The sequence below is a fragment of the Frankia sp. Mgl5 genome, assembly GCF_023242985.1.
GTDB lineage: Bacteria > Actinomycetota > Actinomycetes > Frankiales > Frankiaceae > Parafrankia > Parafrankia soli.
This window is the reverse complement of sequence record NZ_JALKFY010000854.1, coordinates 70,085-93,397: the sequence shown is the minus strand read 5'-3', so window position 1 is coordinate 93,397 and position 23,313 is coordinate 70,085. Positions and strand designations below refer to the sequence as shown.

General features: G+C 74.2%; 17 protein-coding genes. 13 read left to right on the top strand and 4 right to left on the bottom strand.

The window, feature by feature from the left end:
* Positions 1 to 579 precede the first annotated feature (579 nt).
* The 4 genes from MXD62_RS38615 (at position 580) to MXD62_RS38600 (ending at position 6,865) form a co-directional block, all read left to right on the top strand.
* Positions 580 to 1,968, top strand: coding sequence for a hypothetical protein (locus MXD62_RS38615; RefSeq protein ID WP_248834240.1), 1,389 nt, complete (start codon positions 580 to 582; stop codon positions 1,966 to 1,968).
* A gap of 43 nt (positions 1,969 to 2,011) precedes the next feature.
* Entirely contained in the window at positions 2,012 to 2,953 is a 942-nt protein-coding gene (locus tag MXD62_RS38610) for an aminoglycoside phosphotransferase family protein (RefSeq protein WP_248834239.1), read from the top strand.
* A 155-nt stretch (positions 2,954 to 3,108) separates the two neighbouring features.
* Positions 3,109 to 3,906, top strand: a complete 798-nt coding sequence (gene larB, locus MXD62_RS38605; RefSeq protein WP_248834238.1) for a nickel pincer cofactor biosynthesis protein LarB — start codon at positions 3,109 to 3,111, stop codon at positions 3,904 to 3,906.
* Positions 3,907 to 4,453: 547 nt separating this feature from the next.
* Positions 4,454 to 6,865 carry a MinD/ParA family protein gene (locus MXD62_RS38600; RefSeq protein ID WP_248834237.1) on the top strand — a complete coding sequence of 804 codons (2,412 nt, stop codon included), beginning with the start codon at positions 4,454 to 4,456 and terminating at the stop codon, positions 6,863 to 6,865.
* A gap of 120 nt (positions 6,866 to 6,985) precedes the next feature.
* On the opposite strand, the gene MXD62_RS38595 is transcribed toward MXD62_RS38600, so the two are convergent.
* Positions 6,986 to 8,164: a geranylgeranyl reductase family protein gene (locus tag MXD62_RS38595; RefSeq protein ID WP_248834236.1), complete on the bottom strand. Its 1,179-nt coding sequence runs from the start codon at positions 8,162 to 8,164 to the stop codon at positions 6,986 to 6,988.
* Positions 8,165 to 8,171: 7 nt separating this feature from the next.
* Positions 8,172 to 9,137 (bottom strand): DUF5926 family protein, encoded by a 966-nt coding sequence (locus tag MXD62_RS38590; RefSeq protein ID WP_248834235.1) that lies wholly within the window; start codon positions 9,135 to 9,137, stop codon positions 8,172 to 8,174.
* 589 nt (positions 9,138 to 9,726) lie between these two features.
* Here MXD62_RS38590 and MXD62_RS38585 point away from each other — a divergent pair.
* The 3 genes from MXD62_RS38585 (at position 9,727) to purQ (ending at position 12,343) form a co-directional block, all read left to right on the top strand.
* Positions 9,727 to 10,686 (top strand): NAD(P)/FAD-dependent oxidoreductase, encoded by a 960-nt coding sequence (locus MXD62_RS38585; RefSeq protein WP_248834234.1) that lies wholly within the window; start codon positions 9,727 to 9,729, stop codon positions 10,684 to 10,686.
* Between the two features lie 99 nt (positions 10,687 to 10,785).
* The gene (locus tag MXD62_RS38580; protein WP_248834233.1) at positions 10,786 to 11,490 is read left to right on the top strand and encodes an ATP-binding protein; all 705 of its coding nucleotides are present in this window, start codon (positions 10,786 to 10,788) and stop codon (positions 11,488 to 11,490) included.
* A 133-nt stretch (positions 11,491 to 11,623) separates the two neighbouring features.
* On the top strand, positions 11,624 to 12,343 hold the full coding sequence (gene purQ / locus MXD62_RS38575; protein ID WP_248834232.1) for a phosphoribosylformylglycinamidine synthase subunit PurQ: 720 nt from the start codon (positions 11,624 to 11,626) through the stop codon (positions 12,341 to 12,343).
* 27 nt (positions 12,344 to 12,370) lie between these two features.
* Here the strand turns inward: purQ and MXD62_RS38570 are convergent, their stop codons facing one another.
* Complete coding sequence (locus MXD62_RS38570) at positions 12,371 to 13,351, bottom strand: ABC transporter ATP-binding protein (RefSeq protein WP_248834231.1); 981 nt, start codon at positions 13,349 to 13,351, stop codon at positions 12,371 to 12,373.
* Positions 13,352 to 13,481: 130 nt separating this feature from the next.
* On the opposite strand from MXD62_RS38570, the gene MXD62_RS38565 reads away from it, so the two are divergent.
* The 4 genes from MXD62_RS38565 (at position 13,482) to purL (ending at position 18,572) form a co-directional block, all read left to right on the top strand.
* The gene (locus MXD62_RS38565) at positions 13,482 to 14,219 is read left to right on the top strand and encodes an ABC transporter permease (protein WP_248834230.1); all 738 of its coding nucleotides are present in this window, start codon (positions 13,482 to 13,484) and stop codon (positions 14,217 to 14,219) included.
* Between the two features lie 7 nt (positions 14,220 to 14,226).
* Entirely contained in the window at positions 14,227 to 14,913 is a 687-nt protein-coding gene (locus tag MXD62_RS38560) for an ABC transporter permease (RefSeq protein WP_248834229.1), read from the top strand.
* 172 nt (positions 14,914 to 15,085) lie between these two features.
* Positions 15,086 to 16,111, top strand: coding sequence for an ABC transporter substrate-binding protein (locus tag MXD62_RS38555; RefSeq protein WP_248834228.1), 1,026 nt, complete (start codon positions 15,086 to 15,088; stop codon positions 16,109 to 16,111).
* 151 nt (positions 16,112 to 16,262) lie between these two features.
* The gene (gene purL, locus MXD62_RS38550; protein ID WP_248834227.1) at positions 16,263 to 18,572 is read left to right on the top strand and encodes a phosphoribosylformylglycinamidine synthase subunit PurL; all 2,310 of its coding nucleotides are present in this window, start codon (positions 16,263 to 16,265) and stop codon (positions 18,570 to 18,572) included.
* 264 nt (positions 18,573 to 18,836) lie between these two features.
* Here the strand turns inward: purL and MXD62_RS38545 are convergent, their stop codons facing one another.
* Positions 18,837 to 19,751, bottom strand: a complete 915-nt coding sequence (locus MXD62_RS38545) for a DUF3027 domain-containing protein (protein ID WP_248834226.1) — start codon at positions 19,749 to 19,751, stop codon at positions 18,837 to 18,839.
* Between the two features lie 358 nt (positions 19,752 to 20,109).
* On the opposite strand from MXD62_RS38545, the gene MXD62_RS38540 reads away from it, so the two are divergent.
* Positions 20,110 to 22,110, top strand: a complete 2,001-nt coding sequence (locus tag MXD62_RS38540) for an MFS transporter (protein WP_248834225.1) — start codon at positions 20,110 to 20,112, stop codon at positions 22,108 to 22,110.
* A gap of 243 nt (positions 22,111 to 22,353) precedes the next feature.
* Entirely contained in the window at positions 22,354 to 23,295 is a 942-nt protein-coding gene (mqnB, locus tag MXD62_RS38535; RefSeq protein ID WP_248834224.1) for a futalosine hydrolase, read from the top strand.
* The last annotated feature ends 18 nt before the right edge of the window (positions 23,296 to 23,313 follow it).

The following is a 23,313-nucleotide window of genomic DNA, read 5'->3' as shown; positions in this document are numbered from 1 at the left end:
CTGGACACGCGCGAGCGGCCGGGGGCGCTCAGTGGGCTCCGACCGACCCGACCCAACGACCGGCCGACAGACCGATCACGGACGAAGATAAAACGTTATATATGCCCCCCAAGGGAAAGAACATCATGCGGGGGCCGATCCCCAGAGTAGATCCTTCGCCGGAAGCCTCCACGGCGGGCCAGCTCAACTCGCCCCACAAACTCCCATGTTTCGGACATTCCTCGCACAGGCCGACCAAGCCACATGTCTGTGACGCAAGGTCGTCACTTTCTGACACGCAAGCGCCGTAGCATCGGCATGTGCACCCGACAACCGCACCCGCCGTCCGGCGATGTCATCCGCACGACGCAATCGTTGGACGGCCATCCGCACGAGCATCGGCGTTCGCACGTGATGAGCACCAGCCCGCCGGCCACCCGGCCCCGGGTGATCGCGGCCCCGCACCCAGGACGACGAGCACGATCACCGTGGTCCGTCCGGTGCCCTTGCATCGATGCTTCGCCGCGGTCGGTTTGCTGTCACTAGCTTGACAGTGCAAGGTCACGAACGCCCATCGTGACGCACAGGAGGGATCAGGGCATGCCGCAGTCGGACGGACTCCCACCGCTGGCAGCGCCGGCATTCGACGAGATCTTCATCCCCCCGGCCCGCACTCCCCCGGACGACCGGCCCGAGGACTACCCGGCCGAGCCCCCGCGCCGGCAGGCGCCAGAGGACACGGCCGAGCACCCAGAGCTCCCCGGGCGCCTCCGCGCGGCCGCCCCGCCGCCCCCGACCCCCGCCCCAGCTGGCGATATCCGCTCCGCCGACGAGGTCAGCTCGGCCGACGAGGTCAGCTCCGCGGGCGAGGTCAGCTCCGCGGGCGAGGTCAGCTCCGCGGGCGAGCGTGAGGTGGCGGGGGCCACCGCTGACCGCAGGCAGTTCCACCGGTGCGCGGGGGCCGCCGTCGTGGGCGCGCTGCTCGCCCAGAGCCAGATCATGGAGGTGGCGGACGTGCTCGCGGCCAGCCCGGTACAGCTCGCCCTCGAGCGCGCGAACGAGGCGCTGGGCGAACTGGTGAACACCCACGAGGTGGTCCCCCCCGCCCACGTGCGCGCGCGCGCGGCCCGGCTCCGGCGCGGCCTGGAGCGGCTCGGCCGCCGGTCCATGGCGACGGAGGACTCCCGCCGGCTGCTCGTGCTCGCCGGCCGGGTCGCGGTGCTCGGCGCCGACGCGGCCTTCAAGCAGGGCGACGTCGCCTCCGCCCGCCAGCTCACCGCCGACGGCTACGCGGCCGGCCTCGAGGCCGGCGACGGCCCGCTGTGCGGCTCCGCGCGCGAGGTCGGGGCCGTCAACGAGTTCTACGGCGGGCGTCCCGACGAGGCCCTGCGCCTCGCCCGGGACGGCCTGCGGCACGTGGGCTCCGGTCCCGTCCGGGCCCGTCTGGTGTGCCAGGAGGCCCGCGCGCTGGCGGCGATGGGGGACGTCCGCGGCGCGGCCGGCAGCCTCGACCACGCCTACGACCTGGCCGACGCCATCCCGGCGGACCGCTGGGGCCGGCCTGGACCCAGCTTCGACACGTTCCACCCGGTCGAGGTCTCCTACAACGCGACCACCGCGCTCTGCCTGCTCGGCCGGCCGCGTGCCGCCCAGGAGCACGCCGAGCTGGCGCTGCCGAAGCTGGACGCGATGAACGCGCCCGGCTTCCGGTCGGTGATCCGGTTCGACCTCGCCCTGGCGATGGCCCGCCAGGGCCGGCTCGAGCTCGACGGCGTCTGCGAGCTCGCGACCGACGCGATCGGCATCTCCTGGGGGCGCACGGTCGCCTCGGTCTCCAGCCGGGCCGACCAACTGCTCGCCGCCACCACCCCGCACGGCGAGGTGCGCCAGGTCAGGCAGCTGGCCGCACTCGTGCGGGAATGGCAGCGCTCGGCATCGGGCCAGCGCCCTGATCCCGGCGCCGTCCCGGCACCGACACTGGATCTCTAGTACTGGTGCCGGGCGTGGCCGGCCCGCGCTCGGAGGCCGATCCGTGGATCCCGAACCAGGTGTCGCCGGCCGCTTCAGCGCGCAGCGGTCGCGGAGCGCGCTCGGTCGCATCTGTTCGAGCGTCGGCCTGGACGACCGCGACGCCGAGCCGATCAAGCTGACCGTGAACGCGGTGTACCGGCTGCCCCGCGAGGCGGCGGTCGTGCGCATCGCCAGCTCCACCGCGATGAACCACCGGGTCGAGAAGGTCGTGCGGGTCGCGCGCTGGCTCGCCGAGCACGAGATGCCGGCGGTCCGGCTGTTCCCCGGCCTGTCCGCCCCGGTCACCGTGGACGGGCACGTCGCCACCGTCTGGGTCGACGCGGCCCCTCCCACCGGCGTGCCCGCGGCTCCCGGCGGGGCCGGTGGAGCAGCTGGCGCCCGGGATCTGGCGGCCATCCTGCGCCGGATGCACGCCCTGCCACCGCCCGATCCGCCGCTGCCGGTGTGGGACCCGCTCGACGACGTCCGGCGGCGACTCTCCGACGCCGAGGGGCTCGGCGTCGACGACCGGCGGTTCCTGGAGGACCTCGCGCTGCGGGTGGACGAGGCGCTCGCGACCGTGCGGTACGCGTTGCCGCGCACCGTCGTCCACGGGGACGCGCACCTGGGCAACCTCATCCGGTCGGCGACGGGCGAGGTCGTGATCTGCGACTTCGACGCGACCTGCCAGGGGCCGGCGGAGTGGGATCTTGTCCCGGTGGCGGTGGGCGCGCTGCGCTTCGGCCGCCCGCCCACGCCGCAGCTCGAGCTGGCCCGCGCCTACGGATTCGACGTCACCGCCTGGGAGGGGTTCGGGGTGCTGCGCTCCGTGCGCGAGCTGAAACTGGTGACGAGCGTCGTCCCGATCCTCGCCAGCAGCCCGACGGCCGCAGCCCAGTTCGCGGTCAGGGTGGGCAGCCTCCGCTCGGGCTCCGACCAGACGGTCTGGACCCCTTATCGCTGACCTCAACGCCGGTGCCAGCGCTGGTGGAGGGCCTCGGAAGCGGCAACACGGCGCGGCCGCCCGCGACCGACCGTCACCCGCGACCGACCGTCACCCGCAGCGGTCCGCCCCCGGCGGCGGACCGCTGCCCGCCGTTGCCCTGGCAGCATCGGGCCATGGACTCCGAACGCCTCCGGACGCTGCTGAAGGCCGTGTCGAGCGGCCAGGTCGATCCCGAGGATGCCGCCGCGGCGCTGATCGCGGGGCCGCTCGGCGGCGACGGCTCGGGTTTCGCCGACCTCGGCTACGCGCGCGTGGACACCCACCGCGGGATCCGCACCGGTGATCCTGAGGTGGTCTACGGCGCGGGCAAGACCGCGGCGGAGACGGTCGGCATCGTCGAGACGCTCCGCCGGGCCTCGGGAGTCGGGACGCCCACACTGGTCACCCGGGCCGGAGCGGCCACCGTGGCGGCGCTGCGCGAACGCTGGCCCGACACGCGGGTCAGCTCCTCGGGCTCGGCCTCGGGCGACGAGCGGCCGGCGACGGTGGTCGTCGGCCCGCTGCCGGAGCCCCGCGGCCGGGTCGTGATCGTCGCCGCCGGCACCTCGGACGCACCCGTCGCAGAGGAGGCCGCCATGACGGCGGAGGCCGCCGGCGCGGGTGTGGAGATGGTCCGCGACGTCGGTGTCGCCGGCCTGCACCGCGTCCTGGCCGCGCGGCCGGTCCTGGACAGCGCCGACTGCCTGGTCGTGATCGCCGGGATGGAGGGCGCCCTGCCGAGCGTGATCGGCGGGCTGGTCGGTGTGCCCCTGGTGGCCGTGCCGACCAGCGTCGGGTACGGCGCGAGCTTCGGCGGGCTCGCGGCCCTGCTGGGAATGCTCACCTCCTGCGCACCAGGCATCGCGGTGTGCAACATCGACAACGGGTTCGGCGCGGGCCTGTTCGCCGCCCGGGTCGCCCGCCGGGCCTAGTACCCAGCCGGAACCGACTCGGCGCCACGACCACTCTCGCCTGTTCCTCTCGGCCCGGTGCCGAGCCGAGCCGCCGGGCCGGTGCCGGGGCCCAGGGCCGTCGGCAGCCCGCGGCGCGGCCCGGACACGGACCAGGCGGGTGCGGCCCTGTGCAGGCGGGATACCGCCATCCGACGATGCGTGGCGGCTGGGTGAGTCCTGGCTGTCACTCAACCGCCGCGGTAGCTCGGCACCGTGCGCAGGGACCTGGCCGGCGTGCACATCCATCGCCTCCAGGGCCCCAGGACTTCTGCACACACCGCCGGCCCGACGACGCGGCCACCAACGGCGAGGCCCTTCGCAAATGCCGACGCACTGCCGGCTCCCGAACGCGACCGTGACAGGCCGTGCCGTCACGGCCCTCCGACTCATGTCATCCTGGACCGACTCTCGTCGTTGACGGCCCGAACGGAGGAGCCGGGCTGGACAGTGTGCCGGGGCAGGGTCGACCGTGTGATTTCGCCGCACGGCGGCCGTTCATCTCAGGCGGGATCATGAGTACTCGATCATGAACAGGACTGACGACATCGGTGGCGGGGACCGCCCGTCGCCTCGGGACGGCATGTCCGTTGTCGAGGTGACCGGCCCGCAGGACGCCCACCGACACGACGCCCACCGGCAGGACGCCCACCGGCAGAGCGCTCACCGGCAGGACGCTCACCCGCGGGACGCTCACCCGCGGGACGCGGCCGCCTCCTACGGAGGAGCCTCGTCCTACGACGTGTCGGCGATCCACTCACCGCCGCCCGGCAGCGGGCCGTACGACGGCGGACCGCACGACGGAGCGGCCCGGCACAGACCGCCGTACGGCAACCACTCGCGTGACGCCCGGCCGCAGGGGTGGTCCGTTGGTGGTCCGGACGACGCCATCGAGGTCGGAGGCCCGGAAGGCTTCGACGATTCGCCGCCGTGGGCACAGCGCCAGCACCAGACACCGGGCTCGCCGCCCGCCGTCGATCCCGGGCGACAGATCTGGGCCGGCGACCCGCCGCCCGCGGCGGTGCCCGTCGATCCCTGGCGGGGCGGCGCCGATCCCGCGCCGTCGTACGGCCGGGAGCGACCCGGATCATGGCAGCAGACCCGCGGCGACCGCCCGGCGGCGCCCATGCCGCCCGTGCCACCGCCCACCGAGGCCATGCGGCCCCCGCCTCCGCCCACGGAGGCCATGCGGCCGCCACCCCCGCCCACCGAGGCCATGTCGCTCGGGCCGGCGACCGAGGCCATGCCGCTCCCGCCCCCCACGGGGGGACTGCCGCTCGGGTCGCTCCCCGGGCCGCCGGCGCCGGGGATCGACACCTGGCCGTCGATCCGCCCGGCCTTCCGCGACCCGACTCCTCCACCGCCCCCGGCAGAGCAGCCGCCCCGGCCGGGCCACGTGATCGACGGCGTGGCCACCCGGACGTTCGACCCGATCCACGACCGGTTTCCCCCGGCCCCCGGCACCGCTTCCCGACCCGGCCCCACCCCGGTCGAGACGACCGGGGAGTACCGGCCGTCCACGCTCTACCCGGCTCCGCCCCCGCCGCCGGGCGCCACCGGGGCCTCGCCGATCCCGCGAACCGACCCGCAAACCTCCGGCCGGGTCGCGTCCTGGTTGCGCGATCCGGTGGGGCCACCCGCGCTGCCGCCGGCGCGCCCGCAGTCGGCCCCGCCGGCCTCGCCGCCCGGCCCGGCGGGCACCGGCCCCGGGCTGTACCACGACGGCGCCCCGGACCAAGCCGGCCGCGGCTGGGGCCACGGGTTCCACAGCGGCCCGGCCTACGGTGCCGAGATCCACGGCTCCGAGATCCACGGCTCCGAGATCGACAGCGCCGGAATGCGCGGCGTCGACGTGCGCAGTGCCGAAATGCACGCTGCCGAGATGCACGGCATCGAGATGCGCCATGGCCCGATGCCTGGTGACCGGGTCGACGCGGACGACGTCCACGACAGGTCCTGGCCGCGGGAGCAGACCTGGCCACCCGACGAGTACGGGCCGCGCGGTGACCCGCGCTACGACGACCCGCGGTCCGGCACGGGGCTGCCCCCCGCCGCCCTGTTGCCGGCGTCGCCGGACACCGCGTCCCGTGGCTGGCGGCGGCTGGTCTACCAGGTGTCGGCCGGCGCGCTCAATCCCGGCCCCTCCCCGGACGAGGCCCGCTACCGGCGCCTGCTCGCCCGGATCCGTACCCCCCTCGACGACTGCCACCGCATCGCGGTGCTGTCCCTCAAGGGCGGCGTCGGCAAGACCACGACGACGGTCTCGCTCGGGTCCACCCTGGCCAGCCTGCGCGGCGACCGGGTCGTGGCGATCGACGCGAACCCCGATCGGGGGACGCTCGGCGTCCGGGTCGAGCGGACGACCCGGCACACCGTTCGCGATCTGCTCGCCGACGCCGATCAGCTGCACCGTTACGTGGACGTCCGCCGGTACCTGTCGCAGTCGGCGTCACGGCTGGAGGTGCTCGCCTCCGCCAGCGATCCGGAGATCTCGGACGCCTTCGCCGACGAGGACTACCGGGCGGTCGACGACCTGCTGCAGCGGCATTACTCGATCCTGCTGACCGACTGCGGCACCGGCATGCTGCACAGCGCGATGCACGGGGTGCTGGAGCTCGCCGACACGCTGGTGATCGTGAGCAACGCGAGCGCGGACGGCGGCGCGAGCGCCAGCGCCACCCTGGACTGGCTCGACGCGCACGGCTACAACGACCACGTCAGCGAAGCCGTGACCGTGATCTCGATGTTCCCCCAGCAGGGTGAGACGGTGGACGTCGACGCGCTCGAGGACCACTTCGCGTCACGGACCCGCCAGGTCGTCCGGGTGCCGTTCGACCCGCATCTCGCCAGCGGCGGGCACATCGTCCTCGACGAGCTCCGGCGGGAGACCCGCCGGGCCTACGAGGAGATCGCCGGAGCGGTGGCCGAGCGCTTCGGCTGACCCGCCGGTGGCGGGCCACCCGGGAGCCGTCCGGAGCGCCGCCGGGTGGGCCACCGCGAGAGCCGCCGGTCAGGCCCGTCGCCGTCGTGACGGGCACCGTGTGGGATGCCCTGCCGGGCGTCAGCGGCCCAGCGCGGCGATGGCGGCGGCCACGCCGGGCCGGCGCAGCTGGCGGGCGATCGTGGAACGGCCCTCGATGATCCGGCCGAACAGCCCGAACGTGCCCGGTACCCGGGTCATCATCGTGTGCATGAGCGCCGGACGGCGGGTGAACACCGCCAGCACCGACCTGCCCGCGGCGATCTCCGGCCCGAACACGCCCTCGATCCGAGCCGGGTACCGGTCGAGGGCCGTCGGGTCACCGGCCGCGCCGGCGGCGGCGCTGATGCCCGCGAGCCGGCCGGAGCGCAGCGCGAAGGAGATCCCTTCCCTGGTCCACGGGTCGAGCAGGCCCGCCGCGTCGCCGGCGAGGAGCACCCGGCCGCGCCGCAGCGGCGAGCCGGCGGCCCGCACCCGCGTCAGGTGGCCGGAGTCGTGCAGCCGGGGGGCGGCGGTGAGGCCGAGCCGCTCGACGAGCGCGTCGTAGTAGCGGCGCAGTGCGGGCCCGTGCTCCCGGGCGCCGATGACCCCGACCGTGAGCACGTCGCCCTTCGGGAAGACCCACCCGTACGATCCGGGCACCGGGCCCCAGTCGAGCAGCATCCGGCCGGACCACTCGCCGGCCACCGGGGCGGGCACCTCGAACTCGCCCTCGAGGCCGACGTCCACCTGGTCGCAGGTGACGCCGACGTGCGTGCCGGCCCGGCCCGAGGTGCCGTCGGCGCCGACCACCACCCGCGCCCGCACCGCCGGCCCGGACCGCACCTGGACAGCCACCTCGCCACGCCCGGGCTCGGCCGTGCCCTCCTCGCGCAGCCCGGTCACGTGCACACCGGTGCGGACCTCCGCGCCGGCCGCCTTCGCCGAGTCGAGCAGCGCCGCGTCCAGCTCCGAGCGCATCACCATCGACAGCAGCGGACGGCCGTCCTGGCGGCGGCGGGTGACCGGGTGCCGGCCGTCGAGGGTCATCGTGAGCGCGTCCACCCGCGACCGGACGAGTGGAGCGAGATCGATCCCGGCGTGGTCGACGGACAGGCCGACCAGGCCGCCGCCGCAGGTCTTGTACCGCGGCACGGCCATCCGCTCGAGCACGCACACCCGGGCGCCGGCCTCGGCGGCCGCGCGTGCCGCGCTCGTGCCGGCCGGCCCGGCGCCCAGCACGACCACGTCAAAGACCGGCGATGGTGGCTCCGGTGGCACGGCTGTCCTATCGGAGGGTGAGCGTGCGCCCGACCACGCCGGCGCGGACCCGCCGCTCCTGCGCGGTCAGTTCCCGCTGATCGTCGAGGGTCTCGCGCAGCGCCGTCCACAGCTGGGCCGCGGGCTTCTCGCAGGAGTCCGCGGCGGCGCCCGGCGCGAGATCCCACACCGGGACCACAAGACCGTCGGCGCGGAACGACCCGACGAACCGCGAGCCCTCGCCGACGCTGAGGCTGCCGGCGGCGGCGAGACGGGCGAGGGCGTCGAGGAGGGCCTCCTCCGTCCGGTCGGCGTCGAGCGGCAGCACCCAGCGCAGGTGCAGCCGGTCTCCGGGGCTGCACCAGTAGGCGGCCGGGACGGAGGTCAACCGGGTCGTCGGCACGACCGTCGCGTTCGCGCGGTCCAGGGTCGCCACGACGTCGGCGCTCGGCTCGGCGTCCTCCGACGACGGCACCCACCAGGTGAACCCGGGATGCACGGTGATCTCGAGCGGCGCCGGGTCGAGCAGGTCGGCGAGGCGGGGCAGGTCCGCCAGGCCCCCGGGCAGCCGCTCCACCGCCTGCGGCGCGGACGCCGGCCCGCCGTCCACCACCGTGCCGGGCTTCGCCTCGAGCGCGGCGATCAGCGCGCCGGCGACGTCCGCCGAGGCGTCGAGACCGCCGACGAGGGTCTGCATCGCCAGCAGGATCTCGCCGTCGTCACGGACCACCGCGGGCGCGGCCTGCGGCAGCAGCGTGCCCAGGATGATCCGCCGGTCCGCGTGGCCGGGATGGGCGGCCAGGTGCTCCGCCGACAGGGTCAGGGGCGCGGTCGCGCTGGGGACGAACTCGCGCAGCGCGACCAGGTCCGGCTCGTCCGCGCGGCCCGCGAACGGGCGCAGCACCGGGGCCGCCCGGCGGCGCTCCCCATGGCAGGCCTTGTACCGGCGGCCGGAGCCGCACGGGCAGGGCTGGCGGGGGCCGACCGCCGGCACGTCAGCGAGAGCGGTGGCGGTGGCGGATCCGGGACGGCTGGGTGTCGTTCGGCGGGCGATCGCGAGCCTCCGGGGTCGGGCCCGAGGCGCCGAGCGCCGTGCGGGGCGGGTCGATGACGATGTCGGTGCGTGTGTCGGCGCGGGCGCCGGCGCGGCCGGCGGCGAGGATCGCCGACGGTTATTCGTGCGGTAAGGCTAGGGCATGCACGGCCGGTGTCACGTTCGACATGCGCCGCCGGTGCGCGCGACTCCCACCCAGCGGCCACCACCGGCGACATTCCGTGTGCGTGCCGACGCGTTCACGCAGACAGGCCCGCTGCGCTGACGTTCCACCCGAACGGCGTCAATCCAGGTATTCAACCGGTCGCTTTAGGTGACCGACGTGGGGGTTCAACCCCTACTCCTCCGAGTTAACCCTCTCCGACCTGGGAGTTTTCCCTTCGATCAGCATGCGTGGAGGTGGTTGCGAGGTCTCGGGCCGGGCCGGTGAGGGCACGATGGAGGCACAGGCCCTCCAACGCGGATCGCCGGACCGGACGACCAGCGTCCATATGAGGCACACAGGCGAACCACACAGGGCGGTTGACGGGTGGCGAAGGTCATCGTTGCAGGTGGCGGGATCGCGGGTGTCGCGTGCGCGCGCGAGCTGCGGGCGCGGGGCGTCAGTGTCGAGGTGCGCGACCGCGGCCGGGTGATCGGCGGCCGGATGGCCTCGCGCTGGATCGACGGCCGGATCGTCGACACCGGGGCGTCGTACTTCACCGCGCGCAGCCCCGAGTTCCTCGAGGTCGTCGACGATTGGCTCACCCGTGGTCTCGTCCGCCCCTGGACGCACCGCTTCCCGGTGATCGACGGCCCGTCGGCGACGCTGTCCGAGCCGGTGCCGGGCCCGCTGCGGTACGCCGCCCCGCACGGCATCCGCTCGCTGGTCGTCGACCTCGCCACCCGCGGCGGCCTGCGGGTCTCGCAGTCGTCCCCGATCAGCATGGTGCGCCCGGGGCCGGTGGTGGACGGCGAACCGGTGGACGCCGTCGTCCTGGCGATGCCCGATCCGCAGGCCCTGCGCCACCTCGACCCCGATCTCGACACGGAGCGCACGGAGCTCATCGGACGGCGGTGGTCCCCTGCGCTCGCCCTGCTCGCGGGCTGGGAGGCCCGAGGGTGGCCCCCACTGGACGGCGCCTTCGTCCACGGCGACCCGACCGTCGCCTGGATCGCCGATGACGGCCGCCGGCGCGGCGACAACGCGCCCGTTCTGGTGGCGCACTCCACCACGGAGTTCGCCGCCGGCCGACTGACGGACCCGCGAGCGGCCGCCGGCGACCTCACCGCGGCCCTCCGCCGGCTCCTCGGCATCCCCACCGACCCGGCCTGGACATACGTCCAACGCTGGACGTTCGCTCGCCCCGAGCAACCGCGGGAGCGGACCTACTTCCTCGGCCAGGCTCGGGTGGGGCTGGCCGGCGACGGCTGGGGCGAGCCCCGGGTCGAGTCCGCCTGGCGGTCGGGCACCGAGCTCGCCCGGGCGATCGCCGAGGCCGTCGGGTGATCGCCGAGGCGGTCGGATGATCCCGCGCGAACGCCCGGCCGGGCCGCGCCGGCGGAATGCCTCCGATTGATGTCCGGTAGGCGGGGTACACCCAGCGACATGGAGATCAAACTCAGTCTGTCGCTCCCCCGTGATGAGATCTCCATTCCGATCGTCCGTCGTATTTGCACACAGGCACTGAAGGTTCTCGGCGTTTCACAAGAATGCATCGACGACGTCGAGCTTGCATTGACCGAAGCGTGTGCGAACGTGCTCCTCCACGCCACGGCGGACGACGAGTACGAGGTGTCGGTCGGCGTGGACAACCAGGTCGCGGCGATCGAGGTCGTCGACCACGGCGGGGGCTTCGACGCCCTGGCGGCCTTCGACGGCAGCGGAATCCCTGTCCGGGAGGACGTCGACGTCGCGTTTCACAACGGCGTCGACTCAGATGAGGCGAATCCCGGCGACGCGACTCCGGACGGGGCGGTTTCGCGCACCGGTGCCTGGGTAGCGCGCACCAGTCCCGGCCAGCCGCGGCAGGACCAGTCGAATCCCGACCAGCCGTATTCCGACCAGCAGTGGCTCGAACAGGTGCCCACCGACGCCGTCCCGGAACAGGGCCGTGGGATCTTCCTGATGCGCGCACTCATGGATCACGTGCAGTTCCACACCGTGGACGGACCACACCCGGGCACCCGGGTGCATCTTGAGAAATTGCTTACCTGGGATGAGAGCGCCCCCGGCGCCCAGCTCGGCCAGGTGCGCTCAAGCCGTGGGCCCTGGTCGGGCCAGCCCCGCGACCCCGCCCCGGACGGCGCCTGAGGAGGCACGCTGCCGGTAGGTTGAGACCCCGGCCGCGGCGCGGATCGCGCGGCACCAGGCGCGCGCCACGGCAGATCATCGCGGTGCGTCACCGCGGCTGCCTGGCGGGCGGGTCGAGGACGGTGGTGGGCAGATGGTGGGAGCAGCTGCCGGCGACGGCGGCGCGGCACGCGCCCCGCGAGTCGGCGTGGTTACCTTCCCGGGTTCGTTGGACGACCGGGACGCCGCGGCGGCCGTGCGCCTCGCCGGCGCCGAGCCGGTGCCGCTCTGGCACGGCGACGACGAGCTGTCCGGGGTGGACGCGGTCGTCTTCCCCGGCGGCTTCTCCTACGGCGACTACCTGCGGGCCGGAGCGATCGCCCGGTTCTCGCCGGTCGTCGGCGCCGTCGTCGAGGCGGCCCGCGCGGGCCTGCCCGTCCTGGGGATCTGCAACGGGTTCCAGGTGCTGTGCGAGGCCGGGCTGCTGCCGGGCGCGCTGACCCGCAACGCGGGGTTGCATTTCGTGTGCCGTGACCAGCGGTTGCGGGTCGCGACCACCGGCACCGCCTGGACGAGCGCCTACTCCCCCGGCGAGGAGATCGTCGTCCCGGTCAAGCACGGCGAGGGCCGCTACGTCGCCGACGCCGCGACCCTGGCCCAGCTCGCCGCGCAGGACAGGGTGGTCGTCCGCTACGTGGGTGGCAACCCGAACGGCTCGGTGGACGACATCGCCGGAGTGTGCAGCGAGAACCGGCGGGTGGTCGGCCTGATGCCACATCCGGAGCACGCCGTCGAGGAGCTCACCGGTCCGGGCACAGACGGCCTGCGGATGTTCACCTCGGTACTCGGCGCGCTGCTCCGCCCCGCCGCCTAGCCCGCCGGTCCCGGCTGGCGGCCCGACTCAACCGTTCTCCTGATCGGCGGCCAGCGAACGCCGCAGGGCGGCGTGCAGGGCGGATGGGGTGAGCACACCGACCGGCGTGCCGCGCTCCCGTACCTCGACTCTGCCGTCCCCGGTGGCGAGCATCACCGCGAGCGCCTCCCGCAGCGAGGCACCGACCTCCACCCCCGCCAGGGCATTGGCGCGCTCCGCCGGATCGGCCGGATCCGTCAGGTCGGCGCGGCGCAGCGGGGTGACGGACAGGCGCAGCAGCATGCGGTCCGCGCCGGTGAAGTCGGCGACGAACGGGCTGGCCGGGGCCCCCAGCACCTGGGCCGGGGTGTCCAACTGCTCCAGGCGGCCGCCCTGGCCGAGCACCGCGACCCGGTCACCCAGCCGGACGGCCTCGGCCAGGTCATGGGTGACGAACACGACCGTCTTGCGGATCTCCCGCTGCAGGCGGAGGAACTCCACCTGCAGCCGGTCGCGGGCGATCGGGTCGATCGCGGAGAACGGCTCGTCCATGAGCAGGACGGGCGGGTCGGCCGCGAGCGCCCGGGCGACCCCGACCCGCTGCTGCTGACCGCCGGACAGCTCCCGCGGATAACGCACCGATACGGTGCCGGGATCGAGCCCGACCAGCTCGAGCAGTGCCCCGACCCGCTCCCGGGTCCGCGACCGGCTCCAGCCCAGCAGCCGCGGCACCGTCGCCACGTTGGCGAAGACGGTCTGGTGCGGGAACAGCCCGACCTGCTGGATCACGTAGCCGATCCGCCGCCGCAGCCGCACCGGGTCCGAACGGACGACGTCCTCGCCGTCGACGGTGATCCGCCCGGACGTCGGCTCCACCAGACGGTTGATCATCCGAATGACGGTCGTCTTGCCGCACCCCGACGGCCCTACCAGGCACATCAGCTCCCCGGTGGCGACCGCGAAGGACAGGTCCGCGACGGCGACCGTGCCGTCCGGGTAGCGCTTGCCGACCCCGTCCAAGGTGATCATCGGTCGGGCCGTCGTCTCCACGCGCGCTCCGTCCCACAGCCCCCACCGTGTCACCGGGGCAAACAGCGCCGCTCCCGCGCCTCATCCCGCTCCCCCGGGTTTTCTACCGGTGGACGGCTACCGTGCAGTGGTGGCACTCCTCGCGGACGGCTGCCTGGAACGCAACGCGTGGATCTGTGGCGACTACGTGTCGTCCCGCTCGGACGAGATCATGGCCGCGTTACGCGAACACATCAGCCTCACCGTGAGCGCGGTCGGCTACGGCACGCTGATCGCCGCCCCGCTCGTTCTGGCCGCCCGCCGCCGGCCGGCGCTGGCCGTTTGGATCAGCGGCGCCACCAGCGCCCTGTACACGGTGCCGTCGCTGGCGTTCTTCGCCATCCTGCTGCCGTTCACCGGCCTGTCCCGGACGAGTGTGCTGATCGGCCTGGTCGCCTACACCCTGGTGATCCTCTTCCGCGGTTTCCTCACCGGGCTGGGCTCCGTCCCGCCCGAGGTGCGGGCGGCGGCAGTCGGGATGGGATACGGGCCGGCCCGGCTGCTGGTCACCGTGGAGCTGCCGCTCGCGCTGCCGTCCATCATGGCCGCGCTGCGCGTCGCCACGGTGTCGACGATCGCCCTCACGACGGTCGGGGCGACGATCGGGCACGGCGGGCTCGGCGACCTCATCTACGACGGGCTGGGCAGCACGTTCAGGGCCGAGGTGCTGACCGCGTCCGTGCTCTGCGTTGCCCTGGCCGTCACCGCGGACCTGCTGTTCGTCGCGGCGCAGTGGCTGCTCACCCCGTGGCGGCACGGCGCGCACGGCGCGCACGCGGCACACGGAACACACAGGACGCCCGGGCCACACGGGACGCGCGGCGGATGAGCCCGACATGAGCATGATCACCGAGACGGCGTCGTGGCTGTCGGACGGCGCCAACTGGTCCGGCCCCGAGGGGATCCTCGCCCGGCTCGGCGAGCACCTCGTGCTCAGCGGCGCGTCTGTCGGGATCGCCGTCGCCCTGGCGCTGCCACTCGGAACAGCCCTCGGCCACGCCGGCCGCGGCGGCACCCTGGCGATCAACATCTCGAACACCGGACGCGCGGTGCCCACCTTCGCCGTGCTCGTGCTGCTGGCGATCGGACCGCTCGGCATCGGCGACACGACGACGATCGCGGCGCTCACGCTCTTCGCGCTCGCCCCGCTGGTCACGAACAGTTACGTGGGCGTCCGGGAGATCGACGGTGACGCCCGCGAGGCCGCCCGTGGGATGGGCATGTCCGGCTGGCAGATCCTGCGCGACGTCGAGCTCCCGCTGGCCGCGCCGATGATCATAATCGGGCTGCGGCTGGCGGCGGTGCAGGTCGTCGGGACGGCGACCATCGCCGCGCTGATCGGCGGCGGCGGCCTCGGCCGGTTCGTGGTGGACGGCCTGGCCCAGCACGACGATCCCAGGGTCGTCGGCGGCGCGGTGCTGGTGGCCGTGCTCGCGCTGGCGGTGGACGCCGTCCTGCTGTGCGCGCAGCGGCTCGTGGCCCCCCGCGGCGGCTCCGCCGGGCGGGTCCGCGCCGGAGCGTGACGGCCCTGGCCCACGCGGACGTCCGGCAGGTCGCCGTCGGCCGGGGTTCCCCGAGTTGCGGTCGTCCTGGTGACAACGGCCGGTCTGGGTTGCACTGGCAACTGGTCGCACGGCAGGGTGACCCGGGGCGGGGCCGGGCCGCACGCCAACGACAACGGCGACAGTACGAGGGATGGGGTCGGCGAACGTGAGCGAACCAACGTCGGTGGCGGCAGAGGCTGGGCAGGCCGTGCACCGGCGCACCCGACGGATCCGCCCGTGCCCGCGCCGTGCCGGCCGGCGCCGGGTGGGCGCCGCGGCGGCGGCCATTCTGGCTCTCGCGCTGACCACTGCGGCCTGCGGCGACGGCTCCGGCGGCGCCAGCCTTGGTTCGCTCACCGTCGCCGACGCCGGTTTCACCGAGAGCAAGATCCTCGCCGACATGTACGGCGAACTGCTCACCAACGCCGGCTACAAGGTCGAGCGGACCTCGGTGCAGAGCACCGAGATCGCCCAGTCCTCCCTGGAGAGCGGGCAGATCGACGCCATGCCGCAGTATGTGGCGACCTACGCCGACCTGCTGAACTCCCAGGTCAACGGCTCCGGAGCCACCTCGGTCTCGTCGTCGGACCTGAACGCATCGCTGGCCGGGCTGCGCCGCCTCGCGAAGGGGCTGGGCCTGAGCGTGCTCGAGCCGGCCGACGCGGTCGACCAGAATGCCTTCGCGGTGAGCAGGTCCTTTGCCGCGGAGCACCACCTGACGACCCTGACCGACCTGGGTGCCAGTGGCCTGACGGTGAAGCTCGCCGCGGGCGCCGAGTGCGCGACCCGCCCGTTCTGCCAGCCCGGGTTGGAGAAGACCTACGGGATCAAGATCTCCGAGATCGTCGAGACCGGTGTGGCGACCGCCCAGACCAAGGCCGCGGTACGGGACGACACCGCGCAGCTCGGCCTGGTGCTCACCACCGACGCCACCGTCAACGACTACAACCTGGTCGTGCTGACCGACGACAAGAAGCTCCAGAACGCCGACAACCTGGTGCCGATCGTGAACACCGACTCGCTCGCCCCGGAGATCACCTCGGCACTGAACGCGCTGGCGCCGGTGCTCACGACGGCGGACCTGGCCGAGCTGAACAAGAGGGTGGACGCGGAGCGGGAGAAGTCCGAGGAGGTCGCGCACGACTTCCTGGCCGAGAAGGGCCTGCTGGACAGCTGACCGGTCACCAACCAGCGGCCGACCAGCCGCGCGCCCGGCCGGGCATCGGCGGGACGAGCCGCCGTCCCTTCCGTGGGCTCTGTGGTGGGCCGGGGGTGGCGCCCGCGGCGTCGCCGCCACCCGACCGGCGCGCATCCGCCAGGATGGGGACGTGACCGGAACGCCTTCCGCCCCCACGACCAGCCCCGACGACCAGGCCGACGGCCCGGGCGAGGGCACCGTCGACCGCCAGCCCTACCGCGAGCTGGGCCTGACCGACGACGAGTACGAGCGGATCGTCGCCACCCTCGGCCGGGTCCCCACCGACGCCGAGCTGGCCATGTACTCGGTGATGTGGAGCGAACACTGCTCGTACAAGTCGTCCAAGGTGCACCTGCGCCAGTTCCGGGACACTCCGGCCACAGACCGGCTCCTGGTCGGCATGGGTGAGAACGCCGGCGTGGTGGACGTCGGCGAGGGCCTGGCCGTCACCTTCAAGGTCGAGTCGCACAACCACCCGAGCTTCGTCGAGCCGTACCAGGGCGCGGCGACCGGTGTCGGCGGCATCGTCCGCGACATCCTGACCATGGGGGCCCGGCCGATCGGGATCCTCGACCCACTGCGCTTCGGCGCCGCCGACGCACCCGACACCGCCCGGGTGCTGCCCGGCGTGGTCGCCGGCATCGGCGGCTACGGCAACTGCCTGGGCCTGCCGACCATCGGCGGCGAAGTCGTCTTCGACCCGGTGTACGGCGGGAACCCGCTGGTCAACGCCCTGTGCGTCGGCGTGATGCCGGTCGGGCGGGTGCAGACCTCCGCCGCCACCGGAGTCGGCAACGCCGTGGTGCTGCTCGGCGCGAAGACCGGCCGGGACGGCATCGGCGGCGTCTCGGTGCTCGCCTCGGCCACCTTCGACGAGGGCGGCGGACCGGCCCGGCGGCCGTCCGTGCAGGTCGGCGACCCGTTCACCGAGAAGATCCTCATCGAGTGCTGCCTGGAGCTGTTCGACCGCGGCCTGGTCACCGGCATCCAGGACCTCGGCGGGGCCGGCCTGACCTGCGCGCTCACCGAGACGACCGCCGCCGGCATCGCCACCGGCCAGCCCGGCGGCATGTCGGTCGACCTCGGCCTCGTGCCGCTTCGCGAGGCGTCGATGGAGGCGCACGAGGTCCTGGCCAGCGAGTCGCAGGAGCGGATGCTCGCCATCGTCACCCCGGACGCGCTGCCCGAGGTGCTGGCGCTCGCCGAGCGGTGGGGCGTGATCGCCACCAACATCGGCACGGTGACCGACAGCGGCCGCCTCGTCGTCCGCTGGCACGGCGAGGTCGTCGTGGACGTCCCGCCGGGCTCGCTCGCCGACGACGGGCCGGTCTACGAACGCCCGATGCGCCGCCCGGTCGACCTCGACCTGCTGCGGGCGGACGCGCCGTCCGCCCTGGAACGGCCGCGCACCGGCGACGCGCTGCGGGCGACCCTGCTGCGGATGATCGCCTCCCCGAACCTGTGCTCGCGGGCCTGGGTGACCGAGCAGTACGACCGGTACGTGCAGGCCAACACGGTGCTGGCCCAGCCCGAGGACGCCGGCGTCCTGCGGCTGTCGGCCTCCGGGCTCGGCATCGCGCTGGCCACCGACGGCAACGGCCGCTACGCCCGGCTGGACCCGTTCGCCGGGGCGCAGCTCGCCCTGGCCGAAGCGTGCCGCAACGTCACCGCGGCCGGCGCCGAGCCGATCGCGGTGACCAACTGCCTGAACTTCGGCTCCCCCGAGGACCCGGAGGTCATGTGGCAGTTCGCCCAGGCCTGCGCCGGGCTCGCCGACGCCTGCCGGCGGCTCGGCCTGCCGGTCACCGGCGGGAACGTGTCCTTCTACAACCAGACCGGCTCGGCGCCGATCCATCCGACGCCGGTCGTCGGCGTGCTCGGCCTGTTCGACGACGTCACTCGCCGCACCCCCATCGGCTTCACGGACGAGGGCGACGCGCTGCTCCTGCTGGGCGACACCCGGGACGAGTTCGGCGGCTCCGAGTGGGCCTGGGCGACCCACGGCCATCTCGGCGGGACGCCGCCGGCCGTCGACCTGGAACGGGAGAAGCTGCTCGGCGAGATCCTCGTCGGGGGCTCCCGCGAAGGGCTGCTCACCGCGGCCCACGACCTCTCCGAGGGCGGGCTCGCCCAGGCGCTGGTCGAGTCCTGCCTGCGGGGCGGGCACGGGGCACGGATCGAGCTGCCCGCCGGGGCGGACGCGTTCGTCGAGCTGTTCAGCGAATCGGCCGGGCGGGCGGTCGTCGCCGTCCCCGCCGCCGAGCAGGACCGTTTCGCGCGGCTGTGCGCGGACCGGGGCCTGCCGTGCCGGCAGATCGGCGTCGTGACCGACGGCGGAGGCGGAAGCCTGAACGTCGCCGGCGAGTTCGCCATACCGCTGGACGAGCTGCGGGCGGCCCACGAGGGCACGCTGCCCCGCCTGTTCGGCCGCGGAGCCTGAGGCACGGCCCGAACGCCGGTCGGTGCGGGGCCGGACGCGGCGCGGTCGATGTCCGGTTCAAACAATTGAATTAAGACTTACAAAACAACCAGAAACGCGCCCACAAGCCCCTTCCTGGCAACCAACAGCCGCCACCCGCACCCCAGCCAAGCCAGCCCGACAAATCACCCCCTACCGCACACCCAAAAACACCCGTGGCGATTGAGTGAGTCCATGGACTCACTCAATCGCCACACATCATTTCGCCCGGCCCGACCGACCAGATCAGGAGTGGCCGTAGGGCTCCGGGCCGGCGTCGGCGTCGGCGGTGCCGGGGGGCTGGTCCGGGACTGAGCCCGGGGAGTGCGCGGCCACCCCGACCAGCTCGATGTCGGTCGGAGTCAGGTCGGAGGGGTCCTCGTCGAAGGGGACCGGCTCCGGATGCGCCGAGGGCGCGACCAGCGCCTCCGAATGGGCTCCGCAGCCGTGGTCGACGGCTGTGACCCGGCCGTCATCCGGGGCGAGCTCGTTCGCGCACACCCCGAACAGGCGGCCGAGCGCACCGACGAGCCGGACATGGAAGCCGCAGGTCAGACAGGCCGCCGGCGCGACCTTGGCGATAGACGCGTCCGGCCCGGAGTCACCGCCGTACCAGCGCTCGGCGGCTTCCTCCCGGCCGAAGGTCGACAGCATCCGGGGGCGGCCGATCCCGAGCCCCATCCAGGCCTCGGGGTCGTCGATCTCCTCCGCGTCACTCGCCCGCAGCGCCAGCCGGGGGTCGTCCACGGCCGTCGGGAGCAGGTCGCCCACGCCGACGTCACCCGGCCGCAGGCGCTCGGACCAGGGCACCCAGGCCGGGGCGAGCACCGCGCCCTCGCCCGGCGTCAGTATGACGTCGTTGACGGTCGCCTTCCGGATGCGCGACGCACGCGTGACGACGACGGTCCAGGTCCAGCCGACGTAGGCGCGGGAGAGGCACTCGAACCGGTGCAGGACGAGCCGCTCCGCCTCGGCCTCGACACCGAGGTGCCTGCCGACCTCTGCGGGCGAATCGGCCTCCTCCTCGGCCGCGGCACGGGCGAGGTCCACCGCACCGGCGCACACCGCGTCGAGGACGGGCTCCCGCAGCAGACGTCCCGTCCGCGCGATCCGCGCCCGCGCCGCCGACGCGGGGGTTTCGGGCTCGGATGTCCCGGGCACCGCCCTTTCGTGCCCCGACACCGCACCAGCCGGAACGCCGACGGACGCGTCAGCCGGCCCACCGGCGGGCGGGTCACCCGACGCGTCGGCGGCGGAGGCTGGCGTGTCGGGTGGCGTCGGGGGGGTGGGCTCGGCCGCTGCCGCCCGCGTACGGCGCGACGACCGGCGCACGGGCCGGCGTGGCTTCTCGTCCGCGGAGGACGGCGCCGTGGCCTCACTGTGATCCGTCGCAGTGCCAGCGGGGGGAACGCCGGCACCATCCGACGAACCCCGGGACCCACGGGCCCCAGCCGACTCGGAACGAACTTCTAGTGCTTCCACGGCACGTATTCTCACCCAACGACGGTCGCCCCGCCCGATGTGGTCGTGGTCTCGAGCGGTACTGACGAGGACACTCGGCAGAGTGAAGCCGGGAAGCACGCTCACCGAAGGACTCAACCGCCTGCGTGCGACCATTCGCCGCGACGGCGCGCAACAGTCCGGGCTGTCCTCGCTGACCGAGTTGTCTTTCGTCAACGCCGCGGGCGACGCGCTCGTGACGGTGGCGCTGGCCGGCTCGCTGTTCTTCGCGGTGCCGACCGGCGAGGCCCGGTCCAAGGTGGCACTTTACCTACTGATCACGATGGTGCCGTTCGCCCTGCTGGCCCCGGTCGTGGGGCCGCTGCTGGACAGGGTGGCCTACGGGCGGCGCACCGCGCTCGCGGCCATCTGCCTCGGGCGGTGCCTGCTGGCCTGGCAGCTGGCCGGCGCGCTGGACGGGCTCGCGGTCTACCCGCTCGCCCTCGGGCTGCTCGTCCTGTCGCGGGCGTTCGGCGTCGCCCGCAGCGCCGTCGTGCCGCGAGTCACGCCGCCGGAGATGACCCTGGTCAAGGTCAACTCCCGGATCTCCCTGGTCAACATCGTCGCTGGCGCGGTCGTCGCCCCGCTCGGCCTCGGGCTGGCCAACATCCCGTTCGTCGGCTACCCGTGGGTTCTGCGGGTGTGCGCGCTGATCTACATGGCCGGGGTGCTGCTGGCCTTCAACCTGCCCGGCCACGTCGACTCCGCGGCCGGTGAGCGGACGCTGCGCGAGCTCACCGGACCGCGCCGGCGGGGCAACCTGCGCACCCGGTTCGCCGCGGCGCTCGGCGCGCTGCCCGTCGCGTTGCGGGCGACGCTGGTCCTGCGCGGGCTGGTGGGCTTCCTCACCTTTTACCTGGCATTCCTGCTGCGGACGAACGGCGGCAACAACCTGTGGCTCGGCGCCCTCGCGGCGACGGCGGGATTCGGCAGCGGAATCGGCGTCCTCATCGGCGGGCGGCTGGGGCGCCGGCGTCCCGAGGGAATTCTCATGCTGGGCCTGCTGCTGGCGGCGAGCGGTTGCCTCGTCGCCGCGGTGACGTACACCCGGTTCACCTCGCTGGTCGCGGCCCTGCTGGCGATGACGGCGGGCTCGATGGCCAAGCTGGCGCTGGACGCCATAATCCAGCGCGACATCGTCGAGGACACCCGGGGCTCGGCCTTCGCCCGCTCCGAGACGGCGCTGCAGCTCGGCTGGGTGACCGGCGGCGCGTTCGGGCTGATCGAGATGCCGGGCACGCTCGGCTTCGCGCTCGCCGCGGCGGCGGTCGGGCTGGCCCTCGTCCTGCAGTCCCGGGCGCTGCGGGAGGCCCGCCGCCAGGCCCGCGAGCGCCACCGGTCCACGGCCCGGGAGACCACCGGCGCCGAGCCGCCGTGGCCGGGCCCGCAGGCACCGGCGCAGCCGTCCGCGCCCGTCGCCGACACCGTTCCCGCGCCGGCCGGCTACGCGACAACCGGCTACGCGACAACCGACCACGCTGTCGCCGATCCCACAGCGACCGACCCCACCGCGGTCGGTCCCCCACCGGTCAGCCCCGCGGGTGCGGGTGCGGTGCCCACGGGTTCCATGGACGGCTGGTACGCCCCCGATCCACGGGCTGACGTCCCGGTCAGTTGGCGGGGGCCCGCCGGCGGCGGGCAGTGGGCCGGCGGCGATCCCGACGCTACGAACCCGCTGGGGCACCCGCCCGTCCCCGAGCCGGCGGCGGCCGAGGGCCCGGGCGGCGCGTACGGCCCGGCACCGCAGCTGCACCATGCCTACCAGCAGCCTTACCATCTGGACTCCGGGCAACCGGGCCAGCGGAACGGCTACCGGCAGGGCCGACAGCAGTCGCACCAGCAGGAACCGGTCCAGGACAGGCCGCCGGGGCCGGGCGCGGGCGGGACACCCGGGCCGGGTGCGGCGGGGCAGGAGCAGCCCGGTGTGCCCACCCCCGCGGTGCCGCGGACACTGGAGGATCCCGACCCTCCGGACGGCTCCGCCCGCCGCGGCCGCTGGCGCCGCGACCGGCCACGATAGCTCCCACAGGGCAGGCCGCCCGCCGCGCCTGGAGATAACCGTGAGCGCCAGATCACAGCGGGTGCTCGGAACCACGGAGGGTCGATCGCGGTGCTAGGGTCCGTCAACTAAGTCCGGTTTGCACCACATCACAGGGATCGTGCCGTCACTGCGCCGTCCGGCACGGTGGCCTGGTCGCAGACCGGCGCCCCAACGGCGCGACGGAAGACGAGGACACGTCCAAACCATGATCTTGAGCAGGTCATGACCCGCACCCTCATCGTCACCGCGGTGAACGCCGAGGCGGACGCGGTGTGCGCCGGTCTGATGGGGAGTTGGTCGCGCGGCCGCTCGCGCACTCCGTCCGGGCCCGGCGGCCTGGTCTCGCCCGACTGGGACCGGCAGTTGCTGACCACCTCGACCCTCGGGCCCTACGTCGGGCGTCGGCGCGGTCCGGTGACCGTTCTCGCCGCCGGCCCGGCTGGTCCGGCGTCCGCGGCCGGGACGGCCGTCGCCCTGGCGGTCGCGAGTGCGGCCGGCGAGCCGTTCGGGCTGGTCATCTCGATGGGGATCGCAGGCGGTTTCCGCGGCTGGGCTGAGGTCGGCGACCTGGTGATCGCCGATCGGATGGTCGCCGCGGACCTCGGCGCCGAGTCCGGACTCGACGAGCCGGCCGAGCCGGCAGCCCCGGTCCGGATCAACGAGATGGACCGCAACCTGGGCTTCCACCCCGCCGGGGCACCTTCGTACCAGCCCGGCCCGCCGCCGGGCCCGGTGGCGGCGGGTGCGTTCCTGACCATGGACGACCTGGGCCTCGGCTCGTCGACCCTGCAGCCCGACGCCGACCTCGTCCGGCGGCTGACGACCGTTCTCGACATCACCGGGCGCAGAATCGTGAGTGGCACCGTCCTCACTGTGTCGACCGTGACCGGGACGGAGCGGCGGGCCGCGGCGCTCACAGCACGGCTGGACCCGGTCGCCGAGGCGATGGAGGGGTACGCCGTCGGGATTGCCGCGGGCGCGTTCGGTGTTCCGGTGACGGAGATCCGCGCGGTCAGCAACCCGGTCGGCCGGCGGGACCGCGCGGCGTGGAACATGCAGGCCGCGCTGGGCAGCCTGCGCACCGCGGCGGCGGCGCTCGTGGCACACCCGGAGGGCCTGGTACCCGCCCCCCGCGCGGAGAAGGAGTCGGGGCCGACGGGCTAGCCCGGGCCCTCGGGAGGC